The organism is Bradyrhizobium sp. 141 (genome assembly GCF_023074055.1).
Classification (GTDB): domain Bacteria; phylum Pseudomonadota; class Alphaproteobacteria; order Rhizobiales; family Xanthobacteraceae; genus Bradyrhizobium.
The window spans coordinates 1-12,708 of sequence record NZ_JADPKR010000034.1; the positions used below are offsets into that span (position 1 = coordinate 1).

The window sequence follows — 12,708 nt, forward strand, 5'->3', positions numbered from 1 at the left end:
GACGGCCACCGCGCCGATCCCGTACAGAAGCAAGTGCCCAGCGAGTGGATGACGCAAAAAGGGATTGACTAACCAAGGCCCGTTACAGAAGCCCGGATGAGAGCCTTACTCCCTCGCCCGCGCCGGCATTCCGTCCGCCATCGTCGTCACCCCCTTCCGCTCCACGATCAGCCCATAGGTCTGGGGCTGGCGGTGGACGTCGAAATTGAAGGTGGTGCGCTTGTAGGAGTTGCAGAGATCGAGGTCGCAGCGCGCCAGCGCGATCTCGTCGCCCTTGGTCGTGCATCTCGCGATGATCTCGCCGGAAGGCGCGATGATGCAGCTGCCGCCGATGTGGTCCACGCCCTCCTCGATACCGGCCTTGGCGACGCCGATCACGAAGGTGCCGTTCTGATAGGCGCCGGACTGCATCACCAGATGGTTGTGGAACAGCGAGAGATCGTCATGCTCGGGCGCGGGCGGATTGTGCACCGGCGTGTTGTAGCCGATCATCACCATCTCGACGCCCTGCAGGCCCATCACCCGATAGGTCTCGCTCCAGCGGCGGTCATTGCAGATCGCCATGCCCATCACGCCGCCGAAGGCGCCGGCGACATCGAAGCCGCTGCCGGGCTCGAAATAGCGCTTTTCCAGATGCTGAAATTTGCGCCACGGCTCGTGCTCGGCGTGGCCGGGCAGATGGACCTTGCGATACTTCAAGGTGATCGCGCCGCTTCTGTCGACGAGGATGGACGTGTTGTAGCGCCTGACAATTCCGGCCTCGACCGTCAGCTCGGCATAGCCGAGGCAAAAGCCGATCCCGAGCTCGCGCGCCAGATCGAACAGGCCTCGCGTCTCCGGGCCCGGCATCTCGCGCTCGAAAAAGCTATCGATCTCGGCCTGATCTTCAAAATACCAGCGCGGAAAAAACGTCGTCAGCGCGAGCTCGGGATAGACGATCAGGTCGCAGCCGCAAGCCTTCGCCTCGCGCATCAGGGCCGTCAGCCGGGCCACCACGTCGGTTCTCGTCGCGGTCCTCGCGATCGGGCCAAGCTGGCCGGCCGCGACAGTCACAAATCTCGCCACGCGTCATTCCTTCATGTCCCGGATTGCGTCGGGCATGAGCCTATCGAGCGGCGCACCGCGCGCACAGGCCGGCTCGCCCATCATCGTGACGGCACACAATCAATGCCTGCGGGTATCATCGTGCGGGCTCGCCCAGTCGCTCGCGAAAATCCGGAACTTCGTTGCGGATTTGCAACGGTTCCCCGCCGTCTGAAGCCGGACAAAACAAACTCCCATTCCGGCCACGAACCGCTCTCACAAGGCCGTGAGACGATCAGGGGAACGACGATGCGCGCACAACGCGTTTGGAAAGTGAATGGGGCTGCCAGCATCGGGCAGCTCCAATCGAGACTGGACGATCTGAACAAGCGTCTCGGTCAGCTCGAAAGCCAGAATCCGGATAGCTGGACGCTCGAAGAGCTGAGAGCGAGCGCGCTCGGCCTGTCGCGCGAGATCGACGACATCCGCTGCGCCGAGGCGACGGCGGCCTTGAGCGAGCTGCTGCGGAAGTAGCGGACGCCCGCGATTCGCCGGCGTACCCAAGGAACCAAGCTCCACGGCGACCATTTCCATGAGAGCATGGAGCAAGACCATGACCAGGCACCTGACGCGAACCCATCTCGCGCGCGGCGTGGCCGGTGCGGTGTCCACGCTGGTCCTGTGCGCGACGGCGGCCTTCGCCCTCGCGCGTCACTTTGCGCTGTGAAGAATTTGGCGCTGTGAAGAATTTGGTGCTGTGAGGGATTTGGTGCTGTGAGGGATTTGGCATGACGTCCGACCCCGAGGAGCAGGTGAGGCTGCAAGGCTTTGGCGAGATGACGTTGCGCACGGCCGTCTCGACGCTGATGCAGCTCGCGCCGCGCGAGCAATTGGACGCCGCCATCTTCCGCGTCCGCGACGACGTGCGCCTGGCGCAAAGCGAGATCGCCGAGCTCGCATCACACTGGGGCATCGAGCCCGCGCCCAACGTGCGATCGCCGGGACTGGTCCCGGATCAGCACTGGCCGGAGGTCGTCCGCGGCATGGTGCGCGAGGCACCGTTGCCGTCGCTGATGGTGGCGTTTCTGGTGGGCGTGCTGGTGGCGCGAAGGTAGTCTCGCGACCACCCAAGCTACGGCGGGATTGATCACTTCTGCTCGTTTGCTCGCATCTCCTCCGCATAGGGACGCAAAGCCGCGGACATCTCGTCGAGACGTTTCTGCCACTCGGCACCCGGCATGAAAGCGATCACCGGCTCGTCGCCGGGCGAGCTCGTCAGGTACTCGGGATTCCGCAGGCCCTCGGCAATCGCGGCTTCGAGCTTCTTAACGATGTCGTCTGAAGCGCCCTTCGGGACCGCAAAGCCGCGTTCTGCCGTCGACGTGACTGGAAAGCCCACCTCCTCTGCTGTCGGAACTTCGGGCAGCGATGGAAAGCGCTTCTTCGACAGGATCGCGATGACGCGAAGTGGCCCCTTGTTGGTGCCATGCAATTCGGGAATCTCGCTGAGGCTGATCATTCCGACTTCCAAATGCCCACCCAACAGATCAGTCCGCTGTGCCGCCGTTCCTCTGTAGGAGATCTCGTTGGGCTCGACCTTCGCGGCCGCCGCGAGCATGCGAATGGCCAGATGACCGTTTGTGCCGGCGCCATTGTGACCAAACGTCACCGAGCCCGGCTTGCTGCGAAGTGCGGCAATGACATCCGGCAGATTGCCGAATCTGCTGTCCGCGGGCACCACGATCACGTTCGGATCTTCGACGACCCGTGCGACCAGCCGGATTTCGTCCGTGGTGTATTGGGTTTTGCGGGTCATCGGCAGGAAGTTGTAGCCTGGTACGTTGACGACACCGATCGAATAGGCGTCGGGCGCCGCGCGCGCGATCGCAGCAAATGCGATCTCTCCGCCGGCGCCGGGCTTGTTCAGGACGACGAACTTCGCCTTGCCGCCCAGCGCGCGCTCGACGAAGGGTAGAAGCTTGCGAGCCATGACATCGGTGCCGCCGCCGGGCGCGAAGCCGACGACGACTTCGATGGGCTTGTCGTCCGGCCATGCAGCCCATGCCGACCCGCAGGCAGCGAAGCCGAAAGCAGCAACGAGCGCGACGATCTTCTTGTTCATGATTTCCAGCCCTGTTTTTGTTATTGGCCGATCGCGCTCTCGAACGCGCGCCCGGCTATGCACTCTCTAGCCGTCGGCCTGACCGGATGGCAACTGGTTATGCCGGGCGCAAGGATTTGGGCGAACGGTAGGGGCTGAGGCGATGAGGCAAGCGCGCGGGTAGAGCGAAGCGAGGCGCCGTTGCCTGCATCCGTTGTTTGGCGACAACGGCGACTTGCACCGTCTTTAAAACGTCCGACGGAGGGGAGCACCGTCCTTCGCGTAGATTGCGCGTGACCGACCTTCCACTTCTGGTAAACTTCATCGCTACGATCCGGCGGCCGGCCTCACTGGCTCGCCTCAAGCTATAGGGGTGGCCGATGCTAAAGCCGACAGTCTTCATCAGCTACAAGCGCGACCATGAACCGACAGCGGAAGCCGTCCGGCGCCTTGAGGCGGCATTGAGTACTGGCGGTTTTGACGTCCTGCGGGATGTGGGCATCGAGGGCGGCAGTCTGTGGTCGAATGACCTCTATCGATGGCTGATGGAATGCTCGGCCGCGATTGCGATCATCGGAGCAGAAGCCGCCAAGTCGGAGTGGTGCCGGCGCGAATGGTGGTTTCTAAGCGAGCGCAACAGATTGACCGGGATTCCGGTGATACCGATCTGCCTGAACGAAGCCGTTAACTCCGCGGGTATTCTGGACCGCTTTCAAGCCATCAAGGTGTCAGGAAAATTCGAGGCCAAGCTGTTATCTCAACTGACCGGATTGCAGGCGGCACGGCCAAGTCCCGAGAGTTATATCGCGGCTCATCACGCTTGGCTGCGTTGGCAATTTTCGGACGCGCAGGTCTGGGGGCGTGAGCCGTATTCTCTGCGCGATATTTACGCGGAAACCGATTGTGGGCGCCTGTTCTGGTCGGAGATCGCTGACGAAAAAGCGCGCAAAGATCCATTCAAGGACAATGAAGCGGGTGGCGGCCGTCACAATCTCGTCGACACGGTCGTCGAGCTGTTTTCCGATCCGAAATTCAAGGAGCTCATCGTTGTCCAAGGGCCGCCGGGCTGCGGCAAATCAGCGTTTACGTTGCGGCTCGCCAACGAGCTGTTGACGCGCGGACTGCGGCCCATTCTGGTCCGCTTTCGCGACTTTCGGCTCACGACGTTCGACAGCGCCAATGAATTGATCGAGGACGCGTTGCGCATTGGACCTGTTGATGAGGAGCCCCCTCGCCCGGGTCAGTCGATTATCACCTCTGATGCGCTTAGCGCCGCTTTCAAACTCGGAAAGGCCCAAATTTCTCAGCTCGTTTTCATCCTCGACGGCTGGGACGAGGTTTCGCTAACCGGCAATACCAGCTACCAGGCGCAGCTTCAGACCTGGTTGCCCCGAATCCGGGAGTATTTTATCGGCCGTCCTGGCACATCCGTACGCCTCATCCTGACTGGACGCCCATCGGCCGAGGTCCGCAGCAGCGGAATTTTGAAACCCAACACGCCCGTTCTCACGGTCCGCCACTTGACACCGATCATGTTGCGGGGCTTTGCCGAGGCAATTGCGACTAACCTCAAGCGCGCTGAAAAAATCGGCCAGGTCGCGCAATGGTCGCTGGATCACGCCCGACTCGAGGCTGTCTTCGAGCAGTACGAGCAGTGGTTCTCGAAATCAGACGACACGGAAAGCCATAGCATGGAGGTCGTGGGATCGCCCCTGCTGGCCTATTTGACGTTTCGGACCTTAGTCGAAACGGACGGCGATCCAGCTCAACTGGTCGCGGAGCCAAGCGCACTTTACAAGGCCCTCGTCGACGTCACGGTCGCTCATGCTGGAAAGGGACGAAGCGAAGACCTGCAGGACACAGTCCATCGCGGCGGCGAGTCGTTGCGCCATCTGTTGCACAGGGTGGCAGCAGTCATTACCGTTCTGGGTCGAGAAGCAATTTCCTTCACCGAACTCAGCAGCCGGCTTGAGGACGACACCGAAACGATCGATGCATGGCGTTCGGAGCAAGGCCTGCGCGGCCTCGTCAGCGACGCAACATGCGATAGCGTCCTCCATGAGCTAGTCATCAATTTCTACTTCAAGGGTGGAAACACCAATATCGGCTGCGAATTCCTCCACAAGAGCTTTCGTGAGTATCTCTTCGCCGAGGCCGTTGTTGCCGTTGTCAAAGAACTTTCGCAAGGAATGTCCGGGCCGCTCGCTGCACCCAAGGTCGCGTATTGGCAGGACTTCCCCGAGGGAACGCCGCAATTCAAGGCAAGCCGCGCCCTCGCGCGGCTGCTGGCGCCTCAATGGCTTACGCGCGACGTCCGAGCTCACATCCTTTGGCTTTTGAACAGCGAGATTCAGGCTGAGCCTGGGCGTTGGAAATGGATCGGCGACCTGCTGCTCGACGTTTACATTTGGTGGGCCGAAGGCGTTCATCTGAGGCCGCAACCACTGATGCGGCGCGGAGTGAAAGTGTGGCAGGCTGCCTTCATCAACGAGTTGCTCGAGCACGCTTTGCCGTTTGAATTGACGGCTCCCGTAGAGCCCATGAGAACCACGGCTCTCGATGCGCATCTTGGCGACGCCCTCATGCAAATCACCGCAGTGGTGCATGCCAGCTTGCCGACTGCAGATCGTCGAGAGCCAGATCGCGATTGTCTTCGGGAAAATTATCTCCGATTCGGAGGGGGAAGACGCAGATTTGCTCCCGGCGGCAGGGGCTATTTTGAATCGCTTTGCCACCGGATCAACGCCGCCGGCTGGCGACCGGGAGTTTTTTTTCCAGGCAATGCGTACCTTCCCGCCATCGACCTTAACGGAGAAAATTGCAGAGTGCTCGATTTCGAGCTGACGGTAATGACCGGCGCTTCGCTGCGCGGGACGCAATTTTTTGGTTCCACGTTGTATCACGTCAACTTGCACGGCGCCGATCTCAACGGCGTCAATTTGCTATCGGCAAGGCTGCTGCATTGCGACTTGAGTGGAGCCCCTCTCAAGGGAGCTAATCTGGTTGAAACGTACTTGCAGGGCACAAATCTGTCTGGAGCCAACCTGGAAGAGGCGAATTTTAGAGATTCAGTCCTAAATCGCTGCACAATGACCGGAGCGCGCCTCCAAGGAGCAATTGGGCTTGATACCGCAATGATCATCGAGACCGATCTCAGCACAACGCGAGAGGGCCCTCGGCGTGCTAAGCGTGCGGGCGCCCCCGCCAAGCGCAAGTCCTCGGTGGACGTGCGTTCAAAATCGTCGCAAAAGGACGCCTGAGGCGCCGGCGGCCGGTCCGCCAAGCCTCTGGAAAACGTCAACTTTTGGAAGAATGGTCGGAGTGGCAGGATTCGAACCTGCGACCCCTGCGTCCCGAACGCAGTGCTCTACCGGGCTGAGCCACACTCCGACAAGAAGGCGGCTTATAGCGTCGGGTTTGGCGCACCGCAAGCGGCCGAGATGAGGAATTTTGTCCCTGTGAAAACGGGTCTTGAAACGCTGATTTTACCGGCCGGCGCGGCCGGCGCGGAGGCTGCCGCCCGGCGGCTCGCCGCCGGCGGGCTGGTCGCGTTTCCGACCGAGACGGTTTACGGGCTCGGGGCGGATGCCGCCAGTGCCGCCGCGATCGCCCATCTCTACGCCGCCAAGGGGCGGCCAGCGTTCAATCCGCTGATCGCGCATGTCGCTGACCTCAAAGCCGCGCGGCGGATCGGGCGGTTCGACGCGCGCGCGTTGAGGCTCGCGGAGGCGTTCTGGCCGGGGCCGCTGACGCTGGTGGTGCCGAAGACGGAAGGCTGCCCGGTGGCGGATCTCGCCACCGCGGGCCTCGACACCGTCGCGATCCGCATTCCCGCCCACCCGGTCGCCCAGGCGATCCTGCGCGCCTTTGGCGGGGCCGTGGTGGCGCCGTCGGCCAACATCTCCGGCCACGTCTCGCCGACGCTGGCCGCCCATGTCGAGAGCGACTTATCGGGGCGGATCGACCTCATCATTGACGGCGGGCCGGTCGAGGTCGGCGTCGAATCGACCATCGTGGGCTGCTTCGAGGCGCCGATGCTGCTGCGTCCCGGCGGGCTCTCGCGCGAACGGATCGAGGCGGTGCTGGGCGCAGCCTTGGCGCGGCCGCCGATGGAAGCCGAAAGCGACGACAGCCAGCCGCTGGCGCCGGGCATGCTGGCCTCGCATTACGCGCCGCGCGCCCATGTGCGGCTCGATGCGCGTGAGGTGGCGCCGGGCGAGGCGCTGCTCGCATTCGGTCCCGCGCGGCTGCCCGGCATCGATGCCGCGAGCGCCGTCATGAATTTGTCGCCCACAGCTGATCTCGATGAAGCCGCCGCCAATCTGTTCGGCTATCTTCGCGAGCTCGATGCGAAGAGCCCGCAGGCGATCGCGGTGATGACGGTGCCCGAGGAAGGCCTCGGCGAAGCGATCAACGACCGGCTGCGCCGGGCCGCGGTTGCGCGATAAGAAGCTTGAGAAGAGACACGAGAATGAACGTCAGTAAATCCGCCATCCCGCCGCTTGTGCCCGAATTGATCGCGCAATTCCGCAACATCGTCGGCGACCGCCACACCATCACCGATGCGACCGACATCGAGCCTTACCTCACCGAGGAGCGCAATCTGTTCCACGGCCGCTCGCCGCTGGTGCTGCGGCCGGGCTCCACGGCGGAGGTCTCGGAGATCTGCAAGCTCGCCTCCGCGCACAACATCGCGCTGGTGCCGCAAGGCGGCAATACCGGGCTCGTCGGCGGGCAGACGCCGCACAATGGCGAAGTGGTGGTGTCGCTGCGGCGGCTCGACAAGATCCGCGAGGTCGACACCGCCTCCAACACCATGACCTGCGAAGCCGGCGTGGTGCTGCAGATCGCGCAAGCGAAGGCCGCCGAGGTGGACCGGCTGTTTCCGCTGTCGCTGGGTGCCGAAGGCAGCTGCACCATCGGCGGCAATCTCTCGACCAATGCCGGCGGCACCGCCGCGCTCGCCTATGGCGTCGCGCGCGAGATGGCGCTGGGGCTCGAGGTGGTACTCGCCGACGGGCGCGTGCTCAATTCTCTCTCGAAGCTGAAGAAGGACAACACCGGCTACAATCTGCACAACCTCTTCATCGGCGCGGAGGGCACGCTCGGCATCATCACGGCGGCGACTTTAAAACTGTTTCCGAAGCCGCGGGCTGTCGAGACCGCCTTCGTCGGGCTGAAGTCGCCGGCGGCGGCGCTCAAGCTGCTCACGATCGCGCAAGGCGAAGCCGCCAATGCGCTGACGAGTTTTGAGCTGCTGTCGGAGATGGCGGTGGAGTTCTCGGTCCGGCACGGCATCGACGTGCGCGATCCGCTTGGCGAGAAGCATCCCTGGTACGTGCTGATGGAATTGTCTTCGCCGGGCGAGGACGCCCGCACGCCGCTGGAGACGATCCTGGCCCGTGCCATGGAGGAGGAGATCGTCGACGATGCCGTGATCGCGGCCAACCTCACCCAGCGCGCCGGCTTCTGGAAGCTGCGCGACGAGATGTCTTCGGCGCAGAAGCCGGAGGGCGGCTCGATCAAGCACGACATCTCCGTGCCCGTCGCGGCCGTGCCTTCCTTCATTGCCGAGGCCGATGAAGCCGTCGTGAAGCTGATCCCCGGCGCGCGGCCAGTGCCGTTCGGCCATCTCGGCGACGGCAATCTGCACTACAATGTCAGCCAGCCGGTCGGCGCCGACACCGCGGATTTTCTGGCGCGCTGGCACGAGATGAACGCGGTGGTGTTCGCGATCGTGCTGCGCATGGGCGGCTCGATCTCGGCCGAGCACGGCATCGGCGTGCTCAAGCGCGACGAGCTGCCCGACGTCAAGGACAAGACCGCGATCGAGCTGATGCGCGCGATCAAGGCGATGCTCGATCCGCATGGAATCATGAATCCGGGGAAAGTGCTGTGAATAGTCTTACGATCGACGCCATCACCGATGCCGATGTCGAGCCCGTCGTCGCGCTGTGGCAGCGCTGCGGCCTGACGCGTCCCTGGAACGATCCGCATTCCGACATCGCGCTGGCGCGGCGGCGCGACAACTCGACGATCCTGCTCGGCCGCGACAATGGCGCGATCGCGGCAACGGTCATGGTCGGCTATGACGGCCATCGCGGCTGGATCTATTACGTCGCGGTCGATCCAGACCGCCAGAAGCGCGGCCATGGCCGCGCCATCATGGCGGCGGCCGAGGATTGGTTGCGCGCCGCCGGCATCGCAAAACTCCAGCTGCTGGTCCGCCGCGAGAATGCGCCGGCCAATGCGTTCTACCAATCGCTGGGCTTCGAGGAATCGACCTCGGTGATGTTTCAGAAGTGGCTCGACGGCCGCGAGACCACGCCAAGCAACTGAGATCGAGCCATGACCATTTCCGACCGCGTCCGCATCAAGGACGTCCGCGTTCTCTCGGACGGCTGGACCACGCTGAAGACAACGACGTTCGACTACCGGCGCGGCAATGGCGAGTGGCAGACGCAGCACCGCGAGACCTATGAGCGCGACAACGCCGCGGCCGTGCTGCCGTACAATCGCGCACGGCGCAGCGTGATCCTGGTGCGCCAGTTCCGCCTGCCGGCATTCATCCGCGGCTACGACGATCTCCTGATCGAAGCGGCCGCCGGCGTGCTCGATAACGCCGAGCCCGAGCTGCGCATCCGCGCCGAGGCCGAGGAGGAGACCGGCTACCGCCTGCACCACGTCCATAAGGTGTTCGAGGCCTTCATGAGCCCGGGCGCCATCACCGAGAAGCTGCATTTCTTCGTCGCCGAGTACGAGCCTTCGATGCGCGTCAGCGACGGCGGCGGCCTCGAACACGAGGGCGAGGACATCGAGGTGCTGGAGCTCTCGATCGACGAGGCCTTGGCGATGATCGCCGACGGCCGCATCATCGACGCCAAGGCGATCATGCTGCTGCAATATGTGGCGCTGCATGTGTTCAGGTGAGTTATCTTCCTTCCTTCTCCCGTTGCGGGAGAAGGTGGCGCGAAGCGCCGGATGAGGGGTATGCTTCCGCGAACTCCTGAGGGAGTGGACTTGCGGAGAGAGACCCCTCACCCGTCTCGCCGCTTCTCGGCGAGCCACCCTCTCCCGCAGGGGAAGAGGGGAAGAGAGGTCGCTCCATCCTCATCTGCAATTCAGCCCTGCGTCCTCCCTCCCCCCGTTGAGCAACCCCAAAACTATCTCTAGTCTGGCGCCAACCAAGAACCAGGAGACGCGCCCATGACCGCTCCGCGCGACGACGAATTCGGCTTTGCGCCCGACACCGATGCTCCCGTCCCCTACATGCAGCGCACGCGCGACTATTACGCAGCGATCGGCTACACCACGGCGTATCGCTGGGCGCATTACACCTCAGCGCCGTTCCAGCCGCTGAAGAAGCCGCTGGCAAAGTCGCGGGTGACCATCATCACCACCGCTGCGCCGTACGATCCCGCCAAGGGCGACCAGGGGCCGGGCGCGGCGTATAACGGCAGCGCGAAATTCTACGAGGTCTATGACGGCGACACCTCGAAAGCGCACGACCTTCGCATCTCGCACATCGGCTACGACCGCAAGCACACTTCGGCAACCGACAACGGCACCTGGTTTCCGCTGCCGCAGCTCCTCAAAGCCTCCGCCGCGGGCCGCATCGGCGAAGTCGCCGCTCGCTTCTTCGGCGCGCCGACCAACCGCAGCCATCGCGTCACGCTCGACACCGACGCGCCGGAGATTCTGGCGCGCTGCCTTGCCGACAAAGTCGATGTCGCGGTGCTGGTGCCGAACTGCCCGGTCTGCCACCAGACCACCGCGCTGGTGGCGCGGCATCTCGAAGCGGGCGGCATCCCGACCGTGATCATGGGTTGCGCCAAGGACATCATCGAGCACGCCGCTGTCCCGCGCTTCCTGTTCAGCGACTTCCCGCTCGGCAATTCCGCCGGCAAGCCGCATGATGTCGCCTCGCAGGAGCAGACGCTGGAGCTGGCGCTGCGTCTACTGGAGACCGCGAGCGGCCCGCAGACCACGATGCAGTCGCCGCTGCGCTGGAGCGAGGACGCCTCCTGGAAGCTCGACTACAACAACGTCGCGCAGCTCTCAGCCGAAGAGCTGGCGCGCCGCCGCGCCGAATTCGACAAGCAGAAGGAGATCGCGCGCGGCAACCGCGCCGCCTGACGTCCTCCGACAACGACAACAAAAAGGGGAGAGCGACGTGACGCGACCGTTCGAGGGCGTGAAGATCCTGGATTTTACGCAAGTGCTGGCCGGTCCGTACGCGAGCTATCAGCTCGCGCTGCTCGGTGCCGACGTCATCAAGGTCGAGCGGCGCGAGGGCGAGGACATGCGCCGCACGCCGCTGTCACGCGAATGGGCCGAGCGCGGGCTGGCACCGGCGTTCCAGGCCATCAACGGCAACAAGCGCAGCCTGACGCTCGATCTGCAGAAGCCCGAGGCGATCGCGATCGTGAAGAAGCTTGCCAGTCAGGTCGACGTGGTCATGGAGAATTTCCGCCCGGGCGTGATGGACAAGCTCGGCATCGGCTACGAGGCGCTGTCGGCGATCAATCCAAAGCTGATCTACTGCGCGGTATCCGGGTTCGGCCAGACCGGCCCGGATCGCCTGCGGCCCGGCTATGACGGCAAGATGCAGGCGCTGTCCGGCATCATGGCGATCACGGGCCATCCCGAGACCGGACCGACGCGGGCCGGCTTTGCGGTCTGCGACGTGCTGTCGGGCGCAACGGCCGCGTTCGGCGTGTCGAGCGCGCTGTATCAGCGCGACCGCACCGGCAAGGGCCAGCTCATCGACGTCTCCATGCTGGAGGCGACGCTGGCGTTTCTGTCCGGGCAGATCGCGGACTGGTCGGTCGCCGGCCATCGCCAGCAGCTTTCGGGCAACCAGGCGGTGAGCCGCAGGACCACGGCGAATTTGTTTAAGTGCGGCGACGGCCACATCCTGCTCGCCGTCAACAACGAGAAGCAGTACCGCGCGCTGATGAGCGCGCTCGGCCGCGAGGACACGCTCGCCGACCCGCGCTTTGCCGACTGGTTCGCGCGCAACGAGAACGAGCCCGCGCTGCGCGCCATCATCGAGGAGGCGCTGGCGGCAAAACCGGCGCGCGAATGGGAGATCATTTTGGAAGACGCCGGCGCGCCCTGCGCCAGCATCTGGAAGGTCGAGGAAGTCATCGACCATCCGCAAATCAAGGCACGCGGCGCGATCCAGGAGCTGGACACGCCCTACGGCCGCCTGCGCTTTGCGGGCAGCGGCTTCAAGCTCGCCCATGGCGGCGGCAGGCTGGACCGGATGGCGCCTGAGCTGGGCGCGGATACCGACGCGGTGCTCGGCGAGCTGGGGTTCGATGCGGCGGAGATTGCGGGGTTGCGGGCACGGGAGATTGTGTAGAGCTCCGCTGCCGTAGGGTGGGCAAAGCGACTTGTCCGCCGTAGCTCGAAGAGCGAAGGCGGGAGCGTGCCCACCGTTGCGGGCTGAAGCGAGAGATCGTGGGCACGGCGCGTTGCGCCTTTGCCCACCCTTGTATTAGGGCGATCGATTATATTGAGCCGTTCCGTGAGGAATGGCCCAGCCCGGGTGGCCGCCCGAGCTGGGTCGCCGTTCGATC

The 12,708-nt window shown here is 63.9% G+C and carries 11 protein-coding genes and 1 tRNA gene; 9 read left to right on the plus strand and 3 right to left on the minus strand.

The annotated features are described in order from the left end of the window. Window positions 1–105 precede the first annotated feature (105 nt). Complete coding sequence (locus tag IVA81_RS11340) at window positions 106–1,065, minus strand: N-carbamoyl-D-amino-acid hydrolase (protein WP_247316320.1); 960 nt, start codon at window positions 1,063–1,065, stop codon at window positions 106–108. Window positions 1,066–1,332: 267 nt separating this feature from the next. Between IVA81_RS11340 and IVA81_RS11345 the strand changes: the two genes are divergently transcribed. After that, entirely contained in the window at window positions 1,333–1,557 is a 225-nt protein-coding gene (locus IVA81_RS11345) for a hypothetical protein (protein WP_247316322.1), read from the plus strand. A gap of 254 nt (window positions 1,558–1,811) precedes the next feature. Then, window positions 1,812–2,138, plus strand: coding sequence for a hypothetical protein (locus tag IVA81_RS11350; protein WP_247316331.1), 327 nt, complete (start codon window positions 1,812–1,814; stop codon window positions 2,136–2,138). Between the two features lie 32 nt (window positions 2,139–2,170). Here IVA81_RS11350 and IVA81_RS11355 read toward each other — a convergent pair whose 3' ends face one another. Continuing rightward, on the minus strand, window positions 2,171–3,145 hold the full coding sequence (locus IVA81_RS11355; RefSeq protein ID WP_247316333.1) for a tripartite tricarboxylate transporter substrate binding protein: 975 nt from the start codon (window positions 3,143–3,145) through the stop codon (window positions 2,171–2,173). Between the two features lie 359 nt (window positions 3,146–3,504). Here IVA81_RS11355 and IVA81_RS11360 point away from each other — a divergent pair, with 359 nt between their 5' ends. Further along, a complete protein-coding gene (locus IVA81_RS11360; protein WP_247316356.1) occupies window positions 3,505–6,384 on the plus strand; it encodes a pentapeptide repeat-containing protein in 2,880 nt (959 codons plus the stop codon). A 53-nt stretch (window positions 6,385–6,437) separates the two neighbouring features. On the opposite strand, the gene IVA81_RS11365 is transcribed toward IVA81_RS11360, so the two are convergent. After that, a tRNA-Pro gene (locus IVA81_RS11365) sits at window positions 6,438–6,514 on the minus strand. Window positions 6,515–6,582: 68 nt separating this feature from the next. Between IVA81_RS11365 and IVA81_RS11370 the strand changes: the two genes are divergently transcribed. From IVA81_RS11370 to IVA81_RS11395, 6 genes are all read left to right on the plus strand, one after another. Next, window positions 6,583–7,572 carry an L-threonylcarbamoyladenylate synthase gene (locus tag IVA81_RS11370; RefSeq protein ID WP_247316375.1) on the plus strand — a complete coding sequence of 330 codons (990 nt, stop codon included), beginning with the start codon at window positions 6,583–6,585 and terminating at the stop codon, window positions 7,570–7,572. A 23-nt stretch (window positions 7,573–7,595) separates the two neighbouring features. After that, window positions 7,596–9,023, plus strand: a complete 1,428-nt coding sequence (locus IVA81_RS11375; RefSeq protein WP_247316377.1) for an FAD-binding oxidoreductase — start codon at window positions 7,596–7,598, stop codon at window positions 9,021–9,023. Continuing rightward, a complete protein-coding gene (locus IVA81_RS11380) occupies window positions 9,020–9,463 on the plus strand; it encodes a GNAT family acetyltransferase (RefSeq protein ID WP_247316379.1) in 444 nt (147 codons plus the stop codon). Before IVA81_RS11375 ends, IVA81_RS11380 begins: the two co-directional genes overlap by 4 nt. A 9-nt stretch (window positions 9,464–9,472) precedes the next feature. Next, complete coding sequence (locus IVA81_RS11385) at window positions 9,473–10,054, plus strand: GDP-mannose pyrophosphatase (protein WP_247316381.1); 582 nt, start codon at window positions 9,473–9,475, stop codon at window positions 10,052–10,054. A gap of 276 nt (window positions 10,055–10,330) precedes the next feature. After that, window positions 10,331–11,260 carry a glycine/sarcosine/betaine reductase selenoprotein B family protein gene (locus tag IVA81_RS11390; RefSeq protein WP_247316383.1) on the plus strand — a complete coding sequence of 310 codons (930 nt, stop codon included), beginning with the start codon at window positions 10,331–10,333 and terminating at the stop codon, window positions 11,258–11,260. A 37-nt stretch (window positions 11,261–11,297) separates the two neighbouring features. Continuing rightward, window positions 11,298–12,491: a CoA transferase gene (locus tag IVA81_RS11395; protein ID WP_247316393.1), complete on the plus strand. Its 1,194-nt coding sequence runs from the start codon at window positions 11,298–11,300 to the stop codon at window positions 12,489–12,491. The last annotated feature ends 217 nt before the right edge of the window (window positions 12,492–12,708 follow it).

Coding starts and splice junctions, on each gene's coding strand:
- IVA81_RS11375 (WP_247316377.1), top strand. CDS start 7,596: ATGAACGTCAGTAAATCCGCCATCCCGCCGCTTGTGCCCGAATTGATC.
- IVA81_RS11390 (WP_247316383.1), top strand. CDS start 10,331: ATGACCGCTCCGCGCGACGACGAATTCGGCTTTGCGCCCGACACCGAT.
- IVA81_RS11350 (WP_247316331.1), top strand. CDS start 1,812: ATGACGTCCGACCCCGAGGAGCAGGTGAGGCTGCAAGGCTTTGGCGAG.
- IVA81_RS11360 (WP_247316356.1), top strand. CDS start 3,505: ATGCTAAAGCCGACAGTCTTCATCAGCTACAAGCGCGACCATGAACCG.
- IVA81_RS11355 (WP_247316333.1), bottom strand. CDS start 3,145: ATGAACAAGAAGATCGTCGCGCTCGTTGCTGCTTTCGGCTTCGCTGCC.
- IVA81_RS11345 (WP_247316322.1), top strand. CDS start 1,333: ATGCGCGCACAACGCGTTTGGAAAGTGAATGGGGCTGCCAGCATCGGG.
- IVA81_RS11385 (WP_247316381.1), top strand. CDS start 9,473: ATGACCATTTCCGACCGCGTCCGCATCAAGGACGTCCGCGTTCTCTCG.